The organism is Maribacter caenipelagi (assembly GCF_004364175.1).
GTDB classification, from domain to species: domain Bacteria; phylum Bacteroidota; class Bacteroidia; order Flavobacteriales; family Flavobacteriaceae; genus Maribacter; species Maribacter caenipelagi.
This window is the reverse complement of sequence record NZ_SNZW01000014.1, coordinates 214,424-237,595: the sequence shown is the minus strand read 5'-3', so window position 1 is coordinate 237,595 and position 23,172 is coordinate 214,424. Positions and strand designations below refer to the sequence as shown.

21 protein-coding genes are annotated in these 23,172 nt (G+C 34.9%); 8 read left to right on the top strand and 13 right to left on the bottom strand.

Features of this window, described 5'->3' with window-relative positions; genetic code table 11:
• Position 1: 1 nt before the first annotated feature.
• The gene (locus tag DFQ03_RS09050) at positions 2-532 is read left to right on the top strand and encodes a hypothetical protein (protein WP_133672853.1); all 531 of its coding nucleotides are present in this window, start codon (positions 2-4) and stop codon (positions 530-532) included.
• 15 nt (positions 533-547) lie between these two features.
• On the opposite strand, the gene DFQ03_RS09045 is transcribed toward DFQ03_RS09050, so the two are convergent.
• Positions 548-1,588: an alpha/beta fold hydrolase gene (locus DFQ03_RS09045; protein ID WP_166637456.1), complete on the bottom strand. Its 1,041-nt coding sequence runs from the start codon at positions 1,586-1,588 to the stop codon at positions 548-550.
• A 317-nt stretch (positions 1,589-1,905) separates the two neighbouring features.
• On the opposite strand from DFQ03_RS09045, the gene DFQ03_RS09040 reads away from it, so the two are divergent.
• Positions 1,906-2,910: a sugar kinase gene (locus DFQ03_RS09040; protein WP_133672851.1), complete on the top strand. Its 1,005-nt coding sequence runs from the start codon at positions 1,906-1,908 to the stop codon at positions 2,908-2,910.
• Positions 2,911-2,955: 45 nt separating this feature from the next.
• Here DFQ03_RS09040 and DFQ03_RS09035 read toward each other — a convergent pair whose 3' ends face one another.
• The 3 genes from DFQ03_RS09035 to DFQ03_RS09025 all read right to left on the bottom strand — a co-directional run bounded on the left by DFQ03_RS09035 (position 2,956) and on the right by DFQ03_RS09025 (position 6,083).
• Positions 2,956-3,366 carry an OsmC family protein gene (locus tag DFQ03_RS09035; protein WP_133672850.1) on the bottom strand — a complete coding sequence of 137 codons (411 nt, stop codon included), beginning with the start codon at positions 3,364-3,366 and terminating at the stop codon, positions 2,956-2,958.
• Between the two features lie 471 nt (positions 3,367-3,837).
• Positions 3,838-4,614 carry a TIGR03915 family putative DNA repair protein gene (locus DFQ03_RS09030; protein ID WP_133672849.1) on the bottom strand — a complete coding sequence of 259 codons (777 nt, stop codon included), beginning with the start codon at positions 4,612-4,614 and terminating at the stop codon, positions 3,838-3,840.
• 209 nt (positions 4,615-4,823) lie between these two features.
• A complete protein-coding gene (locus tag DFQ03_RS09025) occupies positions 4,824-6,083 on the bottom strand; it encodes a putative DNA modification/repair radical SAM protein (RefSeq protein ID WP_133672848.1) in 1,260 nt (419 codons plus the stop codon).
• Positions 6,084-6,222: 139 nt separating this feature from the next.
• Between DFQ03_RS09025 and DFQ03_RS09020 the strand changes: the two genes are divergently transcribed.
• Entirely contained in the window at positions 6,223-6,990 is a 768-nt protein-coding gene (locus DFQ03_RS09020) for an XRE family transcriptional regulator (protein ID WP_133672847.1), read from the top strand.
• A 9-nt stretch (positions 6,991-6,999) separates the two neighbouring features.
• Here the strand turns inward: DFQ03_RS09020 and DFQ03_RS09015 are convergent, their stop codons facing one another.
• Complete coding sequence (locus DFQ03_RS09015) at positions 7,000-7,425, bottom strand: GNAT family N-acetyltransferase (protein WP_133672846.1); 426 nt, start codon at positions 7,423-7,425, stop codon at positions 7,000-7,002.
• Between the two features lie 111 nt (positions 7,426-7,536).
• Here DFQ03_RS09015 and DFQ03_RS09010 point away from each other — a divergent pair, with 111 nt between their 5' ends.
• Positions 7,537-8,607, top strand: a complete 1,071-nt coding sequence (locus tag DFQ03_RS09010) for a transporter substrate-binding domain-containing protein (RefSeq protein WP_133672845.1) — start codon at positions 7,537-7,539, stop codon at positions 8,605-8,607.
• Here the strand turns inward: DFQ03_RS09010 and DFQ03_RS09005 are convergent.
• From DFQ03_RS09005 to DFQ03_RS08990, 4 genes are all read right to left on the bottom strand, one after another.
• Positions 8,604-9,200, bottom strand: a complete 597-nt coding sequence (locus DFQ03_RS09005) for an LURP-one-related/scramblase family protein (protein ID WP_133672844.1) — start codon at positions 9,198-9,200, stop codon at positions 8,604-8,606. The two genes, DFQ03_RS09010 and DFQ03_RS09005, sit on opposite strands and share 4 nt — an antisense overlap.
• A gap of 51 nt (positions 9,201-9,251) precedes the next feature.
• Complete coding sequence (locus DFQ03_RS09000; protein WP_133672843.1) at positions 9,252-9,953, bottom strand: hypothetical protein; 702 nt, start codon at positions 9,951-9,953, stop codon at positions 9,252-9,254.
• 74 nt (positions 9,954-10,027) lie between these two features.
• Complete coding sequence (gene ggt / locus DFQ03_RS08995) at positions 10,028-11,719, bottom strand: gamma-glutamyltransferase (RefSeq protein WP_133672842.1); 1,692 nt, start codon at positions 11,717-11,719, stop codon at positions 10,028-10,030.
• 62 nt (positions 11,720-11,781) lie between these two features.
• Positions 11,782-12,378 (bottom strand): acyl carrier protein phosphodiesterase, encoded by a 597-nt coding sequence (locus DFQ03_RS08990; RefSeq protein ID WP_133672841.1) that lies wholly within the window; start codon positions 12,376-12,378, stop codon positions 11,782-11,784.
• A 95-nt stretch (positions 12,379-12,473) separates the two neighbouring features.
• On the opposite strand from DFQ03_RS08990, the gene glmM reads away from it, so the two are divergent.
• The gene (gene glmM, locus DFQ03_RS08985; RefSeq protein WP_133672840.1) at positions 12,474-13,862 is read left to right on the top strand and encodes a phosphoglucosamine mutase; all 1,389 of its coding nucleotides are present in this window, start codon (positions 12,474-12,476) and stop codon (positions 13,860-13,862) included.
• A gap of 69 nt (positions 13,863-13,931) precedes the next feature.
• Here the strand turns inward: glmM and DFQ03_RS08980 are convergent, their stop codons facing one another.
• Positions 13,932-14,828: a lysophospholipid acyltransferase family protein gene (locus tag DFQ03_RS08980; protein WP_133672839.1), complete on the bottom strand. Its 897-nt coding sequence runs from the start codon at positions 14,826-14,828 to the stop codon at positions 13,932-13,934.
• A gap of 57 nt (positions 14,829-14,885) precedes the next feature.
• On the opposite strand from DFQ03_RS08980, the gene DFQ03_RS08975 reads away from it, so the two are divergent.
• Positions 14,886-15,536 carry a rhomboid family intramembrane serine protease gene (locus DFQ03_RS08975; protein WP_133672838.1) on the top strand — a complete coding sequence of 217 codons (651 nt, stop codon included), beginning with the start codon at positions 14,886-14,888 and terminating at the stop codon, positions 15,534-15,536.
• 127 nt (positions 15,537-15,663) lie between these two features.
• The gene (locus DFQ03_RS08970) at positions 15,664-17,319 is read left to right on the top strand and encodes an LVIVD repeat-containing protein (protein WP_133672837.1); all 1,656 of its coding nucleotides are present in this window, start codon (positions 15,664-15,666) and stop codon (positions 17,317-17,319) included.
• Positions 17,320-17,386: 67 nt separating this feature from the next.
• Here DFQ03_RS08970 and DFQ03_RS08965 read toward each other — a convergent pair whose 3' ends face one another.
• Positions 17,387-18,505 (bottom strand): TlpA disulfide reductase family protein, encoded by a 1,119-nt coding sequence (locus DFQ03_RS08965; RefSeq protein WP_133672836.1) that lies wholly within the window; start codon positions 18,503-18,505, stop codon positions 17,387-17,389.
• Positions 18,506-18,608: 103 nt separating this feature from the next.
• The gene (locus DFQ03_RS08960; protein WP_133672835.1) at positions 18,609-19,088 is read right to left on the bottom strand and encodes a hypothetical protein; all 480 of its coding nucleotides are present in this window, start codon (positions 19,086-19,088) and stop codon (positions 18,609-18,611) included.
• A gap of 90 nt (positions 19,089-19,178) precedes the next feature.
• Between DFQ03_RS08960 and DFQ03_RS08955 the strand changes: the two genes are divergently transcribed.
• The gene (locus DFQ03_RS08955) at positions 19,179-22,094 is read left to right on the top strand and encodes an FAD-binding and (Fe-S)-binding domain-containing protein (protein ID WP_133672834.1); all 2,916 of its coding nucleotides are present in this window, start codon (positions 19,179-19,181) and stop codon (positions 22,092-22,094) included.
• A 3-nt stretch (positions 22,095-22,097) separates the two neighbouring features.
• On the opposite strand, the gene DFQ03_RS08950 is transcribed toward DFQ03_RS08955, so the two are convergent.
• Positions 22,098-22,967: a UDP-2,3-diacylglucosamine diphosphatase gene (locus DFQ03_RS08950; protein ID WP_133672833.1), complete on the bottom strand. Its 870-nt coding sequence runs from the start codon at positions 22,965-22,967 to the stop codon at positions 22,098-22,100.
• Between the last annotated feature and the right edge of the window lie 205 nt (positions 22,968-23,172).

Here is a 23,172-nt window from a genome sequence, read left to right as displayed (position 1 = left end):
AATGAAAATATTAGGAATAGGGTCTAGAATATTACATACAGAATATGGCAAAGGAGTAATTACCAATGTGTCTAGCAGTATGTATTGGGTTACGTTCGTGGATAAAGGATTGGAAACTATTGAAATTGATGCTGATTTTGAAGTAATTGAAGCTATTGATAATGAAGTGGATGCCGTAAGCTTTTTTGATGTAGAAAGTTCATTGGTAGCTATTCTGCAAAAATGGAGCGATGCTACCCAACGTGTAGCCATTGCCGACAAATGGAAGGGTGGTAATTTAATACTAGAACCTGGTGAAGCAGGTATGAGTGCTAAAGAAATTCCCATCAATACCTTCTTTCACAAAATTGTAATGGTACGTGACCGTATTCGTGTAATGGAACAGAAAATAAATTCGAGCAAGAATTTAGATGATCAAGAAAAGGTTGATTTACAACAATATATTACGCGTATTTACGGTAGCTTAACAACATTTAATGTACTTTTTAAAGCTAAAGGCGATCAATTTATTGGAGAAAAAGGAGGGAAGTAAATTTCTTACGACATTTTAATTTTGAACTTTAAGAGCTTTAGCAATTTCATATTGCTTATCAATTATAGCTTGATTATAACCATGGGCTGCATTAGAAACAGTGAAATATTCTTTTCTAGGGGCCCTAATTTTTTCAAAATATGGTTTGTTCAGGTCTGCAGAGCATAAGATATCATACTTGCCCTGAATCATAATAATAGGCAATCTAAAGACGACTGCAGTATGCTCAAAGTTGATATTGCTAACCATTGATTTTATACCCATTTCATCATCGCCAACGAGATTTAAAAAAGAGTAATCATCACCATTATATCTATCTCTACTATCTTCATTATTCTCATATGCTGCTGCCACTTTATACCAAGAAGAAGGCGCTGGAGTAGCATTTTCTCTTTCGTATTGTTTAATGACACGTAACAATTGTCCGTAAGTTTTAGCTTTTTTATATGGTGGTGCACCCAAATTATTCAATTTATCCAATATAGTTTTTTCATCATTAAGCTCTGCCATTTTTTTCACCCCGAAATATGCATTTTCAATATTGCTAGAAAAGTTTATAAATTGTGCATGACTGATATACGCATGGTATAAATCAGGATTCTTTTGAGCCATTTCCGTAGCCAGTATTGAGCCCCAAGAGGTTCCTATTAGTATTACTTTTTTCTTATTTAATTGCTTTAAAAGATATTGTGTTACCAAAATACCGTCATTGGTCATTTCGTTAATTGTCAACGGATTATTCAAATAAAACTCATTATTAATATCCTTCGGGCAGTTTTTTCCAAAAGTTTTACCGGCACCTCTTTGGTCCCAGTGAACTATAGTGAATTCTTTCTTCCAATCTTCGTAAACATCATCTTTGAAGTGGCTCATAGTGCTTCCTGGTCCACCATGTATGATAAGTACAATAGGGTTGTTAACGTCATCACCTTTAATTGTTACCCACTGTTCAATACCCCCGATTGTTATAAACTTTTCTTCAGCAATTTTTTTTTGAGCAATAGTTGCATGCGTAATACATATAAGTAATATAAAAAAGGTAGACTTTAAATGCATTATGAAAACTTTTTGAAGATGAAAATAAAAGATACGAAGATATCGTGCATTGTACAACTTATTACTACCACTTAAATACATTAATTAATATTCACTTTTTATATATTCTATAAACGTTTACTGCAACAATTAAAATAGAAGAACTGTTTTTATTCGTTTAACGTATCCTACAAATAAGGAGATTAAATGTTCTTATAAATTTTAATCTTTTAAGTATCTCGGTATGATAATAATTCATTTCATTCTGATGTTGATATATTTTTTAACAACTATGGTTTTTACTTTTTCATTAACTATTTTAGGTTTAAAATTATATTATGGGCAAGATTATAACATTCGGTGAAGTTTTAATGCGCATTTCTCCACGTGGTAACAAAAAATTCGTTCAATCGAATATTGTTGAATTTTATTTTGGAGGTACAGAATTGAATGTGGGTATTTCCATTTCTAATTTTGGAGGAAATGTAAAACATATAAGTGCAATTTCTGATGATTTTATTGGAGATACCGCAATGACCTATATTCAAAAGTTTGGTGTAGACACATCTTCTATCGTAAAATCTAAAAGACCTTTGGGAGTCTATTTTCTGGAAGTAGGCGCAGTTATTAGACCAAGTATGATTTCTTATAACCGATCCCACTCCGCATTTTCTGAAATAGAACCATCTAAAGTGAATTGGGAAAATGCATTAGAAGATGGAGAGTGGATGCATTGGACGGGAATTACACCGGCCTTGTCTCAAGGAGCTTTTGACGTATTAAAAGAGGGTTTAAAATTAGCCAGGGAAAAAGGTTTAGCTGTTTCTGCTGATCCTACGTACCGTAGCGGATTATGGAAATATGGTCAAGATCCTAAACAAGCACTAATTGAACTCTTACATTATTCTACGATTTTTATCGGCGGTGTCAATGAAATTAATGAGGTGTTAGGTACAAATTTTGGCTATAGCAATGAAGATTTTATTGAAGCTAGTAAACAGTTAATAGCTCAGTTTCCGTCTATTGAAAAAGTTTTCGATAAAATTAGAACTTCATTGAATTCTTCATGGCATAAAATTCGAGCTAGAATGTGGAACGGTGTCGAATTTAAAGAAACCGAAGATATCGACATTACCCATGTTGTTGACCGTATTGGAACAGGTGACGCCTTTGCTGCAGGATTAATTTATGGTTTACAACAGTATGACGATTATAAAGCATTAGAGTTTGCTAGCGCGGCATGTGCCTTAAAACATACATATGAAGGCGATGTAAATTTTGCTACGGTTACTGAAGTCAACAATATAATTGCCGGTAATATCACGGGTAGATTAGTACGATAGGTAAAATTTCTAAAGCTTGATGTTTAGTTCTTGAAGTACTTGAACTTAATTAATGTTTGAAAATGTCTTAATACTGCCAGATATCGCGCATGAAAGTTTAACGGTATTATAGATGGTACCGTGTTTTTCAATATTCTTTTTCAAAAGCGAGGTGTTTAATTTTTCGTCATCGCTGTAAATGGTCAAGTTGTAAATAATGTTATCCATTCTTGGTGGATTATCTAGTCGTTCTGCTTTGACTTCTAATGTGGTTCTTTCATATTTAAACTTCATCATTTTAGAAAAGCGTTCTACATTTTTAAGCATGCAAGCGGCAAAAGAGCCTAAGAACACTTCTGCAGGGTTGGGCAACACTTCAGATGTTTCGGTAGTAGTTCCAAAATCTATATTAGATTCTTTTATATGAATTACAGCATCACTATGGTAAGTGGAAGAAGCTTCTATTTGATAACTCATAATTTTACATTTTATAATTACTGGAGGTCAGATTGCATTTCTAATAAGCAAATTAAGAAAAGGATTAAATCTCTTTCATAAAGATTCGCCAAAATACTATGGATGGTAAAACTTCATTTTAAGATTTCAATGGTAAAGCTACGATGGGTGTATTTCATGAAATATGACCAATGTCATAATCGGCTATTTATTGACAAATCAAATTGTTTAGTAGAAAAAGTATTGAATAAGGTATTTGTGTAAAAACTAATGAAGTTATTCATTAGCCATTTATTTAAATTTGGTTCATTCTCCTATACTTTTAATGTAATTCTGAGGCGGAAATCTTGGAAGATGAAAGAGCACTGATTTAAGAGGATATTTCTCATCTAATTTTAAAATTCAACTATTTATTGAAGCAAACAATTGTCTTAATAATCAAAATTGTTAAGTACAATTGAAATACATTTCAATATAATATGACGTTAAATATTATACTGCTTCTTTCTTCTCAGATAAATATTTCCAATAACGCTTTGGTACATGTTGAACATGTAGCTTGTTATTAATACGAGATTTTATAGTTGTGCTTTTAAAATAATTATTCCAAAGGTCTTGATATTCATACTCAGCATCTGTAAATGCAAAACTTTTCTCAATACTATTAGTGTGAATATCTGATAAATCTAATGAAATGATTTCAACAGTATACAAATCATAGAATAGTCCGTATTTACGTTTGAGATCATAAATAATCCATTGTTGGTCAGCGTAACGATTTCTAAAATGCTTGGAGATTAAAGGTAGTACATCAAAATCGGGTTCTATATTCGCAAAATAAACATCATCTTTTGTTAATTGAAATCGTACAAAAGCTTCCATACGATGCTTTTCTCTTCCAACCTTATGTGCAAGTTGATTTATTTTTAAAACTCCATCATCACTAAAGTCAGTTGCTCCCTTATATTTACTTCCCATCAATTTTTGAATGTAACGGTAGATTAGAGCTTCCATATTATTCTGTTCGCTCAAGAAGGCAAAATAAATATTTTTTATAGCAGAATTACTTTTATTTCGAACACCGTTCCAAACCCTTTGTGCTTTTTCAATATTGGTGAAAATTGTTTCCGTTTCAGCAAAAAGTCCACTTTGTAATTGTCCTTGTTTTTGAATATCGGCATGCGTAAGCTTTTGTTCAAAGCCTATGAATACAGCAGTTAAAAAACCATTAAAACTACCATCGTAAACTAAAGTTTTTGAAGCATTCATATAACAAGTTTTAGAAGTTGAAGAAAAAGATTCGTGATACAATTTTTAGCCTTTTTTTAATTTTAGTCTTTAATAATACCATATGGTATCCTATCGCTAATATTTGACTCTGACTACGGTCAATAACGCTGTTTGAAATTGAAATATTTGTCGAGTTCAAGGTGTTATTCATATTTTCCATAGTCTTTGGTTTTAATTAAATTATTAGTTTAGTTAAATAACGATAATTGATTGTTATACTGATTTTTGAATTTGCTATTTTGAGATTGAAGAATCATTCCTTTTATGCTAGCTGCGTCTAAATCTCTTCGTTCCCAATCAGTGGAGTTACAGATAATGAAATACTTTGCTCGATTAAGAGCAATCCCCATTTTTTTTAGATGTTCCCAGTTTAAACTACGGTACTTTCTTCCGCTAATAATTTTATGAACTGAGCCCATTCCTATACCTGGAATTCTTGCCAACATTCGTGGTTCTGCTTTATTGATATCAACTGGAAAATGGTTTAAATTTCGAAGTGCCCACATCAATTTAGGATCAATATCCATATCTAAATTCGGATTATCGGCGTCTAGAATTTCATTGACGCTAAACCCATAAAATCGAAGTAGCCAATCTGTTTGATATAATCGGTTCTCACGTAGCATTGGAACTTCAGAACCCAAAGAGGGTAATCTGCTATCTGTAGATATAGGCACATAACCAGAGTAATACACACGTTTCATCTGGAAGTTCTTGTAAAAATGAGTAGCAGAATACATGATATCTTTATCACTTTCGCCCGTTGCACCAACAATCATTTGGGTGCTTTGACCTGCGGGAGCATATTTTGCGGTGCTTTTGATAATTTTACGCTCCTCTTTATATCGAATGATTTCATTCTTCACCTTTAACATTGGTTTAATGAAATCTTCATGTTTTTTATCTGGAGCTAAAAGTTTAAGGCCGGAAATAGTGGGGATTTCAATGTTGACCGATAAACGATCAGCATATAAACCGGCCTCATACATTAATTCATCACTTGCGCCAGGTATAGATTTAAGATGAATATATCCGTTGAAGTTTTCTTCTTCTCTAAGCTTTTTAGCAACGGCAATTAGTCTTTCCATAGTGTGGTCTGCACTTTTGAAAATCCCCGAACTTAAGAACAGTCCTTCAATATAATTTCTTCTGTAGAAATTGATAGTTAAATCAACTACCTCTTGAATTTTAAATGCAGCTCTTTGAATGTCGTTGCTTTTTCGGGTAACACAATAAGCACAATCAAAAATGCAATGATTGGTCAGAAGAATCTTTAATAGAGAAACACAACGACCATCTTCGGTATAGGTATGGCAAATACCATTACCGGTGTCACCTAAGCCATTATTCTTGTTTTTACGGTTACTGCCACTACTTGAGCAAGACACATCGTATTTGGCCGCATCTGCCAATATATTTAATTTTTCTTTTATTCGATTAAAATCCATAGCAATTGGTAATTAATCCAAAATTATGGAAATAATCCTAATTATGGAAATAATCCAAATAATATTTTGGATATAATCCATAATCATTATATTTGAAGTATAAAGAGGTATTAAAATTTTTATTGAAGCGGAAAAGATTATGGAAAACGAACTGACATTAAAGCGATTTACCGATTTAAGAAGGGAGCTAGGCTTCACTCAAGCTGATTTTGCAGCACTTATTGGTGTTTCTAATACTACAGCAGATATTGAGCGTGGTAGAACTAAACTTTCGGGTAAAGTAGTTTTAGAGTTGCTGAAACAGTTTAAAATTAATCCGCTTTGGTTATTTGGTGAAAGTGATGAACAGTATTTAGAAACTTCAAGAACCAGTGTCATACCTAAAGTGGTAACCGTCGATTCTGCAAATCGTGAAAATATGGTTCTTGTTAATGCAAAAGCGGCTGCTGGTTATCCTCAGAATATATCAGATACCAGTTGGTATCAACAATTACCTGCATTTGATTTACCAATTCCAGAATTTAGAAATGCAACCTATCGAGGTTTTCAGGTGGAGGGTGATAGTATGTTGCCCAATCTACATCCGGGTGAGTGGGTTTTGGCAAGGGCTATAGAGCATATAGATTATGTGAGTGCAAATAAAATGTACGTTGTTGTATTACAAGATTCCATCATGGTTAAGAAAGTAGAAAAGCGACCGAACTCTAATAATATAACGCTAATATCTTTAAACGAAACCTATCCGCCTTATGATATTAAACCATTTCAGATTCAGGAAATATGGGAGGTAAGTAGTAAGATTACTTTTAATGTAGATGCCACTACAGATAACGGATTATTACGTCAATTGCAAGAATCGATGAAAGAGTTGAAAGATCAATTACAACATGTTAAGAAGGTTAATTAAAGTATAACTTTAATATTTTTTAATATACATACCGCTCTCTTTTAATTTAAATCCTAAGCTTTTGTACAAGGAAATTGCTGCAGTTCTGTGATGACCACTAAATAATAGAACATCGTCAAGTTTGGATTTTTCTGCTTTCTCTAAAAGTTTCTCCATTAGCTTTCTGCCAATACCTTGACCCCTATAATCAGAAGATACCACAACATCTTCAATCATTCCTTTGTGTCCAGAAACTACTTTGTATTTTGCCATCATGGCAATACCAACTAATTTATCATCATCCATACAGATTACAACATCTGTGGTATTATAATCTGAAAGTGCGGTTGCCAGATCTAATTGTGTTAACTCAGCATTCAATTGTTTATAGAGTTCAGTAAGTTGAGATTGCAGATCTGCGGTTACTTCGTTAAAAGTTATTAGTTTAATATTCATACCAATAATTGCTTTAAGTAGTTAAACTTACTTCATTTTTCCTGATTATTATAATCTGCCTAGACTTTCTAAAATGATTATATTTAAAAGAATGTAAACCCGACCGTGTATATGAGAACTCTTATAATTGTAATTGTATTATTAATTTCAATCTCAGTAACCAGTCAAATTGATGACAGAAAATTACGTATCGGCTACACTGCCGCCGCGCCTTTTATAGTTGACAACGGTGATTATGCAGATGGGCTCAATTTCTGGTTATGGAAAAGGGTTGCCAAAGACTTGAATATTGAATATGACATGATACCTATGGAGTTTCCAACATTGTTAGATTCTTTGCGTACTGGAGGTATTGATATAAGTATTAATCCGTTGACCATTACCAGTCAGCGTAGTAAAGAGATGGAGTTTACACATTCTTTTTATGCTTCTAATGCTACCATAGCTATTGCCGAGATATCTTCTTTTGATAGATTAAAGTCGTTTATAGGCAGTTTTTTAAATTTCGAATTTCTAAGTGGGTTGCTCATATTGCTATTTATCATATTTTTATTTGGAGTTTTAGGATGGCTATTTGAGCGTAGAAAGAATCCTGATGTATTTAGACCTGGCGGTAGGGGTTTGTGGGACGGTATGTGGTGGTCTGCTGTAACTTTGACTACTGTGGGTTATGGCGATAAGGTGCCTGTTACCAAATCTGGAAAGATAACAGCGTTGGTTCTAATGTTTGGCGGACTACTATTTATTTCTGGATTGACAGCGAGTATTGCATCTAGTTTAACAGTAAATCAGTTAACCAACAATCCTGATGGGTTTAACGAATTTAAAGATAGGGCAGTAGGTACCATTGGGAACTCGGGTACCGAAAATTTTTTATCAGAACATTTCTTTAAGGATCTTCATTCATATCCCAATGTACCGACTGGTTTAAAAGAGTTGAATGAAGGTAAAATTAAGGCTTTTATATACGATGAGCCTATTTTAAAATATGCAATTCAACGAGATTCTACTTTACATAATTTAAAGCTCTTACCAGTAAAATTTGATATTCAGTTCTATGCCTTTGCACTCCCAAAAACACATGTAGAATTGGAACAACGCTTCACCCAACGAATTCTTGAAATAATGGAAACCGAAGAATGGGATATCGTTTTAAATGAATATGGTTTGGCAGAATTCTAGCCTTTACGACGTTCTAATAATACCATCATCATTAAGCTTAAAATGATGATATCGTCATCATTTCCGTTTAGTTTCTTTACTTCACTAACCTTAAAACGACGACCAACCAATGATTTTTCTTTGGACAGTCGAACTACAGTTTCATTGTTTCCGTTGATTACCAAATATGCTGGATTCAAAAATAGTCCCGTAAAAAGGTTAATGATAGGTATTTGACCAACTAGACCATCCATTACCTTTACCCAAGCGTTCTCTTCTCTAATAGTGTATTTTAGTTGTTTGTTTTGGTCAAAAACTTCATAATGTGCTTTCCATAAAGATGCCCATCCTTTGCGACCAATTTTTCCAAATTCCTTTCCTGTTGTATCAGAGAAGGAGTAACATGCAGAAAAGTCAATCCACCTGTCAGCTTTGATATTGTATAGTAAATTAGATTTACTATCATTTTCATAAACACCAACATTTTCCTTGAACTTGAAAAGTTTTTGTTTTACGTAGGCCACCATTTTACCGTTGGCATCTACAGCTGAAAAATCGTTTGATAGTGTACCGATATGGAAAGTAAAATCTAATGGAAACTTATAATCTTGCATAAAAGGGCTTTCTTAGGTGAAATAATAAAATTTTTATTGAATTATTAATTGTTAATAGGTTCCCTTAACATCTCCCATTGATATTGAAAGGGGACCAAGTTTGTGTTGAGTAGGTAAGAAAACACCACTTTCTGTTTTGATCCAATCTTCCCAAGTAGCTTCTAAACCACCTATTGGGATGATTTTTGTCCAAAGTTTAAAACTTTTAGGTCTTCCGCTAGGTTCTATAATCCAAAGATATGAATCACCGGGTGTATCGCCACCTTGGGTGTATGTTACAAGAAGCGCTTCAGAACCATCTTCCATGTCTACTAAATATCGCTCGGTGCCTCGGTCAAAAGCTTTGAAAGGTGCCACAAGCCAAAAAGAATCGTTATTGAAATAGCTTTGGGCGTCTTCAATAAGGTCTTGTGTTTTTTCATAAGACGCAGGCTCGTTATTGATTGTAGCGGTACTTGAGTGCGGAGTGATCAAATCTAAGTTAACAACGACGTCATCATAACTTACCACAACTATTTGTTTTTCTTTATCCCATTTATAGGTGTGGTCACCTCGAAAAGACCATTCTAATACTTTAGTATTATTGAAATTTTTGTAATTAAGGGCATCGAAAATTCTGTACGCCAAGGCATCAGCTTCGGGTCCAGATTCGCCAGTAGGTACGGGTTCATTATAGAGGTAATATAAGACACCATAACCTATTACTGAAAGTAAAATGACAATACCAATTAACTTAAATAATTTCTTTAGCATAACGTATTCAAATATTTCATTGATAAATATTTATATTTAAAATGCAATCGACTTAAAATTTAATTTAGAATAGTCTAAAATCCGACGGCAGCATCATCTCCACGTTTATCGGCACCCCCTTCAAGTTTACCATTTGCTAAAACGCGAATAGCATCAACTTTACCAATAATTGGGGTTCTTTCTTCATTGATAATATATCCTTTAGATTTTAATTCTTCTTTTAGTTCAGCAGAGAATCCGTCTGGTTCAAAGATGACCATATCTGGCAACCATTGGTGATGAAAACGCGGAGCATTTACAGCATTTTGCATACTCATTTTAAACTCATATCCATTCAATATGGTTTGTGCAACTGCAGTTATGATGGTAGAGCCACCAGGCGTACCTAGAACCATCCATAACTTACCATCGCGTTCAACGATAGTAGGGGTCATGCTGCTTAACATTCTTTTTTCTGCCGCTATGCTATTAGCTTCTGCACCAACCAGCCCGAACATATTGGGTACACCAGCTTTAGCGCTGAAATCATCCATTTCATTATTCAAGAAGAAGCCTAACTCATCTGAATATAGTTTAGAGCCATACGCACCATTTAATGTTGTTGTTACAGAGACGGCATTACCTTCTTGATCTACAATAGAGTAGTGGGTAGTTTCCATACTTTCTACTATCTCAATATTTCCATGTTCAACTTCAGAAGATTTAGTGGCCTTGTCAAAAGAAAAATTAGCCATTCTTTCAGTAAGGTATTCGTCACTCAATAATCTATCATATGGTATTTCAACAAAGTCAGGATCGCCTAAAAAGTAGTTCCTATCGGCATAAGCCCTTCTCGATGCTTCTGTAAATAATTGTACCATTTTGGGGGAGTTATGACCGAGTTTGGCTACATCGTGCTTTTCCATCATTTTGAATATCTGATTGATGGTAACACCGCCACTGCTAGGCGGACTCATAGAAATGATGTGCAAGTCTTTATAGTCAAATGAGATTGGGTCTCTCCATACCGCCTGGTATTTTTCTAAATCTTCTTCTGTAACATATCCCCCTTTTTCTTGAATGAAAGTGGCGAGTTTCTTAGCTACTTCACCTTTGTAGAATCCGTCTCTACCATACGTGGCTATACTTCTAAAAGTATTTGCCAGTGCAGGATATTTAATGGTGTCATTAGTTTTGAATACAGTAGCAAATTTAGTGCTGTCAGTGTTTACCTCTATAAATTTATCTCGTTGACTAGCCAATCGTTTTTCTTGATTAGCGGTAACTACAACACCACGTTCTGCTAGAGCAATAACCGGAGTCATAATCTCTTCTAATGGAAGTGATCCAAACTTTTTGTGAACCTCAATAATACCGGCAACGGTACCGGGTACGCCAACAGCAGTGGCACCTAAAGTGCTTTTACCGGGAATCACGTTACCTAAAGAATCTAGGTACATATCTTTGTGTGCAGATAATGGTGCTTTTTCTCTATAATCTAAAGCACCAACTTCACCATCTGCTTTTCTGTATACCATGAATCCGCCGCCACCAAGATTTCCTGCAAATGGGTAAGCGACAACAAGAGCCATTTCAGTAGCAACCATGGCATCAAAAGCGTTACCGCCTTTTTCCATAATATCACTACCTATTTTAGAGGCTTCTTCGCGAGCAGATACTACCATTGCTTTTTCGGTAACTGTGCCTGTTGGTGTCGCAGGATTCTCTTTGCAACTGGCTAAAATTACGAATGCAGTTAGCATTAATATTAATTTAAGTTGGTTCATAGTTAGTTTAATTTTTTAGTTTAAGTAATTCAAATTAAATTTTTGTATATCAAAGTATTATATTATTTTTTATTTACTATTGATGTAAATTTATCTTTCGAGAAAGTAATAAGTTCTTCAAAGAACTCAGTAAATTCTTCTTCAAAAGCATCATAATGTTCTTCAAGGTCTATGATGGCAAAATTCATTTTAGATTTATTATTCGTTCTACGGTTCATACCGTTCAGTACACGAGCAATTCCATCCATTTTTGAATAGTTGAAAATCCAATTATCAGAAATCATATAGGGCATCATTTTTTTTATCCCGATGGGCAAAATTTCGTAATTATCTTCTAAAAGATCATAGAAGTCATCTACAAAAACATCCAACGGAATATCAGAATATGTAGACCAGTTTTTTGCTAAAAAGTGATCATAGTAGATATCTACGATAACTCGGCTGTAATGACTGTAGTTTGCATGTAGTCTTTTGCTGCTAATTTTTGGTATCGCATGGCTATCGGTATATGTATCTATATGGCGGTGAAGTTTTATGCCTTTCTGTACTTTTGTTGGTAGGTGGTCAAATTTATTGGCGCGAATGCTATCCGCTATAAAATTGCCTATGGTAATTTCTTTGTCGTTAAAAGACAGGAATATATGAGCTAAAAAATTCATTCGCCTAAATTATGCTTAGTAGTTCGAATTTACAAAGAAGGGCAATAGTGATAAGTATGATACGTTTATATTTGCAAAAAACTTATTAAGATTATATGACACTAATAAAATCTATTTCAGGAATACGAGGAACAATTGGAGGTAAACCAGGAGACAATCTTACACCTATTGATGCAGTAAAGTTTGCTGCTTCTTACGGCATCTGGTTGAAAGACTATTCTAAAAAGGACAAGTTAAAAGTTGTTATTGGTCGCGATGCCCGTCTTTCTGGGGAGATGATACAGAACCTTGTAGTTTCTACTTTAATAGGTTTAGGTATCGATGTTGTTGATTTAGATTTATCTACAACACCAACTGTAGAGATAGCCGTACCAATGGAGAATGCCGATGGGGGAATTATATTAACAGCAAGTCATAATCCAAAACAATGGAATGCCTTAAAGTTGTTAAATGAAAAAGGAGAATTCTTAGATGCTGCACAAGGAGCTAAAATTTTGGAAATCGCAGAAAAAGAAGATTTTGATTTTTCTGATGTTGATGATCTTGGGGTCATAAATAAAAATGATAGTTATATCGATATACATATAGATGAAGTTTTAAACCTTTCTTTAGTAGATGCCGAAGTAGTTAAAAAAGCTAAATTCAAAGTAGTAGTTGACGGTGTAAATTCTACCGGTGGCATAGCTATACCAAAGCTTTTAAAGGAATTCGGAGTAGAAGTGGTGGAGTTGTATTGTAAACCAACTGGTCATTTTCCACATAATCCGGAGCCATTAAAAGAGCATTTAAAAGATATTTGCGATTTAGTAGTTAAAGAAAAAGCTGATTTCGGTATCGTAGTAGATCCAGATGTAGATCGTTTGGCGTTTATTAGTAATGATGGTGAAATGTTCGGTGAAGAATATACCTTGGTCGCTTGTGCTGATTATGTTTTAGGTAAAACAAAAGGAAATACGGTTTCTAACCTATCATCTTCTCGTGCATTGCGCGACATTACTCAAAAACATGGCGGAACATATGAAGCCGCAGCTGTTGGCGAAGTAAATGTAGTTACCAAAATGAAAGCGAATAATGCTATTATTGGCGGTGAAGGTAATGGAGGTATCATATATCCTGAAAGTCATTACGGTAGAGATTCATTAGTAGGTACAGCTTTGTTTTTAATGTTGATGGCTGAAAAAGGTGGTACAGTAGCAGAATTAAGAGCTAGTTACCCAAGTTACTACATGAGTAAAAAGAAAATTCAATTGACACCTGGTTTAGATGTGGATGGTATTTTAAAATCTATGGCAGAAAAGTATGCAAATGAAGAGTTGTCTACAATTGATGGTGTAAAAATTGATTTTGCTGAAAACTGGGTGCATCTTAGAAAATCAAATACAGAGCCAATTATTAGAATATATACAGAAGCTAAAAGTCAGATAGAAGCAGATGATTTAGCGGACAGAATTATTGGAGAGATAAAGTCTATAGCAGGTTTATAATTTCAATATCTGTTATTAAATAAGAAACCGGAAGCAGTTCAACTGCTTCCGGTTTTTCTTTTATTGAAATTACCCAACTTCGGCAAATGCCGCAGGTTGTTTTCCTCTGTGTTTCCAGCGTTTGTGGGTCCATAGGTAATATTCTGGTTTTTCTCGAATTTGTTCTTCGGTAAATCTTAAAAATCTGTTTGTAATTTCGTGTTCTTTAGTTTCCTTACTATTAATGGCTATAGGAATAAACTCTGCTTTGTAGTGACCGCGTTTTACCTTACTTACTTTTAAAAATACTGTAGCTAATCCTGTTTTACGGGCTAATGCTTCTCCGCCGTTGAAAATAGGAACGGTAATACCCATGAAATCCGTCCAATAGTGTGCTCTGTGCGCTTGTGGAGATTGATCACTGACCATTCCATAAGTTGACCGCACATTATTTCTGTAATTCTGAATAACCGTTTTAGCGGTTTGGGCTTGTGTAATTAAGGTTGTGTTCCAGCGCGCTCTTACTTTTCTGATGAAATTATCAAAATAAGAGTTGTTTATTTTTTGGTAAACTGCATACCCTTTGGAGTTGACGTAATTATTAATACTTACATTCCATTCCCAATTGGCATAGTGTGCGCATAAAATAATAATGCTTCGTTCTTTTTCGATCTCCAGTAAAACTTCTGGATTTACAATGTGGTATTTTTTGGCAACAGCCTCTTTGCTAAGATTCATGGTTTTGACCATTTCTAAAAACATATCACAAAGGTGTTTGTAGAATTCTTTCTCGATACGATGAATTTCATCTGCAGACTTATCAGGAAAGACTAAATTCAAGTTCTCTTGAACCACTTTTCTTCTATACCCGAATACACGGTAAATAAAAAAACAGGCAATATCAGATAAACCATAAAATAAGCGATGTGGCAAAATAGAAACAACCCATAAAAATGGATAGATTAAAACAAAGGCCAGTAGTTGCATTTTCAAAAAAATTATGGGCAAATATAGTTATATTTGACGCCAAATAAATGGCAGGTAATGTACAACATTGATATAGCGACCATAGCAATAATAGCGGCAAATGTATTAGTGTCAATGAAGGGATTCAATGATACTACTTTTTTTGAACGCTACAAATTTAGTATTGGGGCAATTAAAGCAGGTCAGAAAGAACGTATGGCAACATCGGGTTTTTTGCATGTAGATATTTCACATTTATTGTTTAATATGCTTACACTTTATTTCTTCGCAGGTGTAGTGATTAATTGGTTTGGTACAACTCAGTTTTTAATTATTTATGCCGTAAGTCTTATTGGTGGTAGTTTATTGGCATTAAGCTTTCATAAAGATGAGCCTTATTATTCGGCGGTGGGAGCAAGTGGTGCTGTAACCGGTATTTTATATTCAGCTATTCTATTGCAGCCAAATATGCAATTAGGTATTATGTTTATTCCAATTCCTGTACCGGCCTACGTTGTAGGTATTGGTTATTTATTATACTCAATTTATGGTATGAAAAAGCGATTAGGCAATATTGGGCATACCGCTCATTTTGGAGGAGCGATTGGGGGGTATGCTTGTACCTTATTGTTCATGCCTAGCTTGTTGCAAACAGAAACCCTAATGGTTGGTTTACTGGCATTACCTATACTTCTGTTGTTAGTACTTGAAAAAATGGGTAAGATTTAGATTGCTTTTTTAATTATTTTAGGATAAAGTGTATTAATCACCTAAATTATGTGCATTTCATCGTATTTCTCTGTATATAGACAACAATAGGGCAACTCGGGTCGTTAATGCAAAAACCCCGATTATAATGAAATCAAACCTATCTGTAAGAAAAGTATGGATTTTGTCAATTCTTGCTTCGTTTTTTGTAGCAAGTTGTAGTGATGAGACCACGGTTTTTGAAAACCCAGAGGATAATTTAGTATCTGAAACCGATCAATCTAAACTTGATAATAGTATTAGTTTTGATCGTGCTGGAGTGTTGGATATTTATGAAGATCCAATTAACAGTGCCAAAAGATCAAGTTTAACAGGAAAAGAAGAAGCTGGCGACTACCCACTTACCTTAATCGCTCAAATAGCACCTCCATCATTTAGTAATGGTGAAAACCTAGCTGCCACACACGTAGTTTTAGATGGTGATTATGGTTATGTATCCTACAATACTGTCGGTATGGATTATGTAGGTGCCATTGACGTTATCGATATCAGTGATCCTAATAATCCTGAAGTTACTTCTAGAGTATATTATACCAATGCAGATTTAAATTCTATAGCCTATGATAATGGCTATATATATGTGGTAGGTGGTGTAGATGCAGAACAGTCCGTTACGGCAACTGCTAATTCCTTAGTGGCTAAAATAGCTGTAAGTAGCGGTAGAATGAATACTTCTAATATTTCGTATGGCTTTCAAGAAGGCTTTAATGCCACAGATATACGTGTTGTTGATAACAATGTCGTCGTTACCAGCGGTCAAGATGGTTTTGTAGTTGTATACGATAAAAATGATTTAAGTGTAATAAGTGAAGCTGCTTTTGCAGATTTACGTTCTGTCGCTTATAATGGTAGCGAAATAGCTGTATTGGACGCTGCTACTGGAGTAAGCTTTTTAGATGCAGCTTTGAATGAGGTGAGAAGTATTAATATAGATTCTGATTTTGGTGTAGATGCCAAGAGGACTCTAGATTTCTCAAATGATAAAATAATTGTGTCTGAAGGTAGTAAAGGTGCTGGTATTTACAACGCGACCTCAGGTAACCTTATAGAATACTTGCCTATACTTACAAGTCCTGAGAATGCAGAACCTGGTGAGATTGTTACCAATGGTGTTGCAGTTAACGAAGATATATTGTTAATGGCCAATGGGGCAGGTGGTTTGAGTCTATCTGAGAACATTGATAGCGATGCATCTGCTGTAGGTGTAATCGAATTAACAGGTTCAATCAACTATGTGGCATCTAAAGGTGATTATATCTTTGCAGCGTCAGGAAGATCAGGTTTTCAGATTATTAAATTGAATAGACCAACGGAAAGTTTAGTGAGTAGCTGTGAGAATTTAGAATCTTTTAATGGAAGCTCTAATTATACCGTAGCGCAAGGTAGTGAAGAAGCGTTTTCAGGCTCTAAGAGATTTAATTCAATCACGGTAAATGGCTCTTTATTGTTATGTGGTTCTTGGACCGTTAAAAATGATTTAACGATAAATGAAAACGGTTTATTCGAAATGAACGGAACTATTGTGATAGGTAGAGTTAATCGTCAAAGAGATATCGTTGTAAAAGCTGGAGCGACACTTCGAGTTGAGGGAACGATGGCTGTATATGGAGATTTAATTTTAGAGGAAGGAGCAACGTTAGAGTTTTTAGGCGATAATCCTATTGCTGCTATTTGGGGTTCCGTTACAAAAGCAAACGGCGCAACTATTACCGGAACATTTAATGATTATTATGGTAAGTTCTAAGTCGAATATGCAATAAAAAAACCCTCAAGGTAGCTACCTTGAGGGTTTTTTTATTTTTAATTATATCTTAATTCAGTAGCTCGGCAACTTTTGCTTCAAGTGCAGGACCTCTTAAATTTTTGGCAACAATGATTCCGTTTTCATCTAATAAGAATGCAGCAGGTATTGCATCTACATTATATAATTTAGCAATTTTATCATCGAAATAAGCGATGTTTGAAATATGGTTCCAAACCAATCCGTCTTCCGCGATTGCTTTTTTCCAAGCTTCATCGGTTCTATCTAAAGAAACACCTAGAACGTTTAATCCTTTGTCGTGATACTTATTATAAACAGCAACGATATTAGGGTTCTCAGCTCTGCAAGGTCTGCACCATCCTGCCCAAAAATCGATCAAGGTTACTTTTCCCATTACATCTTTTAAAGCAAGTTCTGTTCCATCTGGACTCGGACCTGAGAATTCAGGAGCTTTAGCACCAATACTAGAATTTTTGCCTGCAGCTTCAGATACCTTTAGTTTTTCAATACCTTCTAAAATTTGCTTCCCTGGTTTAGAGCTTTTAATTTCTTCAGATAACGTGTTGTAAATTACTTCTGCTTCTTCTAATTCAACTGCTTTTGTAGCAAGTGCTCTATCTAGAACCAACGCAGATATTAGGGCGTTAGGGTGACCTTTTACATAATCCAATTCAAAGGTTTTATACTCTTCTTGTAACTCCTTCATTTCGTCTTGCAAAGCTAATGCAGCCTCACCCGATGCAGCTTTCATATCTTGTTGTATAGATTGCGCTTGCATTGAAATTTCTCTCGATTGTTCCATATAGTCTGCGAAAGCGTCATTTTGGAAAGTTCCGCTTATATCAGCGAAGCCCATACTATCTCTTTGAGCACTAAATTGTATTTCTCCGTTTTCAAGAATTACAGCAGTGTAGCCAGGTAGTTGTTCAACAAAGATGTAGTGTAGTTCGGGAATATCAGATTTTCCGGTAAAGGTAAACTCACCATTTGTTGTGGTAGCGGTATCAACTTCCATTGGTTGATTATTTTCTCCTATTTTCTTCAAGAAAACACGAGTGCCATCAGTCATTTCGCCTCTAAGTTTTCCATTAAGGGTAAAGCTTTCAGGCTTTGAGTTGCAGCTAAAAAATAAGACTCCTGCAAGCAGTATTAAAATACTATTTTTCATAAATTTCACTTAGGTTAAGTTACAAATGTACTTATATATGGGATATAAAAAAAGACCTCTAACACAATGGTTAGAGGTCTTAATAATAAATTGTTATTTGCAATTAAAATTGGTATCTAATACCTAGTCCAATGTCAAAATCGAAGTTATCTGAGAAGCCGTCGTAACCGACAACTCCTAATTCAGGTCTAAAATCTAAAGAAAGAATCAATGGAATGTCAAAATTGTATTCGATACCGATATCACCAGCGGCAAAAACGAATAGACCGCCATCATCACCAGGAAAATCCACATTTCCTAATCCGCCACCAACACCGTAGTACCATTGAAAATCACCTTCAATTGGTCGCACCCACTGGTAAAGCCCCGCTATTTTAAACGCATTAAAATTTCTACTATCCCTCCATCCAAGGTCAAATTCGACCCTAGTGTCTCGTGTAAGAGATTTTTGATAACTGACTTCAGCCCCGAATCCGTCACTATCTCCTAATCGTAATCCTAATGCATGATCTGAAATTTCTTGTGCAGAAAGTGTACAAGTTGCCATAAATAGTAATACGCCAATACCTTTTAAAATCTTCATATAGTTATTCTTTTTTGTGATTAAAAATGAGTCCATTTGTAATGTACCTCACACAATAAAACTTAATTTAGCATTCAAAATTGTGTTAAGTTGGATAATAATTCGCTGTCAAAGTTACAACAAGAAATAGAGGGAGATGTACGATTTGATAATCTTACCAAGACCATTTACGCTACAGATGCGTCTGTATATAGAAAAATACCATTAGGTGCCGCTTTTCCAAAAAGCGTCGATGATATCAAAAAAATTATAAGGTTTGCCAACGATGAAAATATTGGTCTTATACCTAGAACCGCAGGTACTTCTTTAGCAGGGCAATGTGTAGGTGACGGTTTAGTCGTTGATGTGTCAAAGCATTTCACAGAAATACTAAGTTTAGATCAAGAAAAGAAGCAGGTAACCGTTCAGCCGGGCGTTATAAGAGATGAGTTAAATCAATATCTAAAACCCTTCGGATTGTTCTTTGGTCCCAATACATCAACTTCAAATAGATGTATGATCGGTGGTATGGTCGGTAATAATTCATCGGGTACCACATCAATTCAATATGGGGTAACGAGAGATAAGGTTATCTCAATGAAAACCATCTTATCAGATGGTAGTGAAGCTGAATTTGGAAGAATAACAGCGGCAGAATTCAAACAAAAGCAGCAAGAAAACACATTTGAAGCATCACTTTATAAAGGCATATTTAAAGAACTCGATAATAAAGATATAGCTTCTGAAATTATAGAGAACTTTCCGAAGCCAGAAATACATAGGAGAAATACGGGTTATGCTGTCGACGAGTTATTGAAGTCCGATGTATTCGGTGGTGATTTACCTTACTTCAATATGTCAGAATTGCTATGCGGTAGCGAAGGTACTTTAGCTTTTACAACAGAAATTACGGTTCAATTAAATGATTTGCCACCAGCGTTATCGGCAATGGTCGTTACGCATTATACGTCTTTAGAAGATTGTCTAATGGATGTGGTACCTGTTATGGAACACCCATTGCAATTGTGCGAAATGATGGATAAGGTCATTTTAGATTGCACAAAGAATAACCGTGCGCAATTGGCTAATCGTTTTTTTGTAGAAGGTGATCCTGCGGCACTATTAATGTTACAAGTATCGGCACATACAGAAGCTGAATTGAATGAGGCTATAGCATCGTTACAAAAGACTATAGCCCAGTCGGGACTCAGTTACTCGAACCCTGTACTATACGGAGATCAAATCCCTAAAGCGATAGAGCTACGTAAAGCAGGCTTAGGTTTGCTGGGAAATATAGTTGGTGATATGAAAGCTGTGGCGTGTATTGAAGATACTGCAGTTGCATTACCGGATCTTAAAGATTTTATAGCAGAGTTTTCTGTGATTATGAAGGGTTATGGTCAGAGTGCGGTGTATTATGCACATGCAGGGGCGGGCGAATTGCATTTACGACCTATTCTAAACTTAAAGAAATCAACCGATGTTGGGTTGTTTAGAGATATTACAACCGACGTTGCCAAGCTTACCAAAAAGTATAAAGGTTCGTTTAGTGGTGAGCATGGCGATGGTATTGTACGTGCCGAGTTTATACCCATAATGATCGGTGAAAAGAACTATGAACTGTTAAGAAGAATCAAATCTTATTTTGATCCAAAAGGCATATTCAATCCGGGTAAAATTGTAGATGCCTACCCTATGGATAAATCTTTTCGATATGAGGTGGATCGCATAGAACCAGAGATTAAGACTTTATTGGATTTTTCTGATAGTGAAGGTATACTTAAGGCGGCAGAAAAATGTAATGGTAGTGGTGACTGCAGAAAGACCCATCATATGAACGGTGGTATGTGCCCTAGTTATCATGCAACCAAAAACGAAAAAGATACTACCAGAGGTAGAGCAAATACTTTAAGAGAGTTTTTAACTAATCCTGATAGTGCGGCAAAGAATAGTTTCGATAGTCCTGAGATTAAAGAGGCTTTTGATCTTTGTTTAAGTTGTAAGGCCTGTGCAAGTGAATGTCCAAGTAATGTAGATGTTGCTACTTTAAAAGCCGAATTTTTATACCAATATCAAGAAGCGAATGGGTATTCTTTACGAGGAAAATTGTTTGCCTATAACACCAAGCTAAACGGCTTGGGAAGCAAAGTTTCTGGTCTTACAAATACTATTTATGATTCTAAATTTCTTGGCGGATTGTTGAAAAAAACGAGCGGAGTAGCAAAAGAACGTACTTTGCCCAAGGTTTATAGTTTTAATTTCGATAAATACCTTCAAAAATTTGGTAATCAAAATAGTAAGTCAAAACAAAAAGTGATTTTATTTATTGATGAATTTACCAAATACTTAGATATTGAAGTTGGTAAAGATGCTATTGAGCTATTAACGAAACTTGGCTACGATGTTAATTTGTATTATGCCGAAAGCGGAAGAACATTTCTTTCAAAAGGCTTTTTAAAACAGGCTCAAAAACTGGCAGTTAAGAACACCCAAGAATTAAAGAAGTTCGCAGATGCTGGTTTACCGGTTTTAGGTTTAGAGCCTTCGGCAATACTATCTTTTAGAGATGAATATAAGCGTATGACATCTAATAAAGAGATAGCACAAAAAATAGCTGATAACTCATTTTTGATAGAAGAGTTCTTGGCAAAAGAAATAGCAGATGGCAATTTAAATTCGTCTGATTTTACAGAAGAAACTAGAGATATAAAAATTCACAATCATTGTCATCAAAAAGCGTTGAGTAATCAGAAAGTAACTTTTGATGTATTGAATCTACCAACAAATTATAAGGTTACCATTATAGCATCTGGGTGTTGTGGTATGGCAGGTTCTTTTGGGTATGAAGAAGAGCATTATGAAACTAGTATGAAAATTGGCGGATTAAAATTATTCCCTGCAGTTAATAAATCAACTCCAGAGACAATTATCGCAGCCAATGGTACAAGTTGTAGACATCAAATTTTTGATGGTACAAAGAGAATAGCACAGCATCCGGTTAGTATATTGAAAGAAGCTTTGGTGTAGTGACTAACTTTCAAGTCCGTCTTTCTCTTTTTGATTATGTCTTTCTCTAGCCTTTCGTTGTGTAATTGTTTCAATAAGCTCATTCATATTCATAGACTTTAGTTCTTCGTCCATATAAAAAGAAGCAAGTTTATCATTTTCGTAACGGTACAGTTTCCAGCGTTTAAAAGAGTATTCAAGGGCGGTCATGTGTTTTACCCAATCTCCAGAGTTAAGGTAAAGACATTCTCCTTTTTTTGTTTCAAATAGTTGCTTGTTTGGAGCATGGCTATGACCACAAATTATGGTATCATAATGTTGTTTAATAGCCATTTTTGCTACGTTTTTCTCAAAAAGTGCAATTTGAATAGGGTCACGTTCTCCATATTCCAATTCCGGATTTGAAAAAGGTTTATTTTTCTTTCCGAAAAGACGCATTGTTTTTGTCTTAAACTTTGCAAGTTTTAAAAGCAGGTCAAAACCTGTTCCTCCGAAATTCAAAAGCCATTGCGAGTGTCGAAACGAAAAATCGAAAATGTCTCCGTGAAAAAAAAGCGTATTTTTCCCATTAAGTTTTAGTATCAATCTATTGGAAACTTGTATTGCTCCCATATAAATCTCATCAATTTTACGAAAAGGTTCGTCGCGGTTACCGGTAATGAAGTGCACATCGGTACCTTTTGAGGCTAACGAAAATATTTTCTTGACTACTTGTAAATGGGAGGGAGGAAAGTAATTGTTACGCATTTTCTTTGCGTCTAATATATCGCCATTCAGAATTAAGATCTTTGGGTCAATGCTAGATAGGTATGTTAGTAATTCTTCTGCATGGCATGCGTAAGAACCCAAGTGAATGTCAGAAAGCACAGCTATTTCCAGTCGGCGTTTTTTCAAGGAGATAATTTTTAGGGCAAAATTAAACCTAATTGTATAGGCGGCAGTTACTTACTTGGTCAATAATTTCTAATCATAAGGTTAACTAATCATTATCACAAATAAGTAATGTTAAGCTAATATTATGCGCTTTTTAAATTTTTCATTCCAGCATTTAACATTTACCTTTGAAGTCGGTTGATTTGTAAGTTTTACAATCAGTATT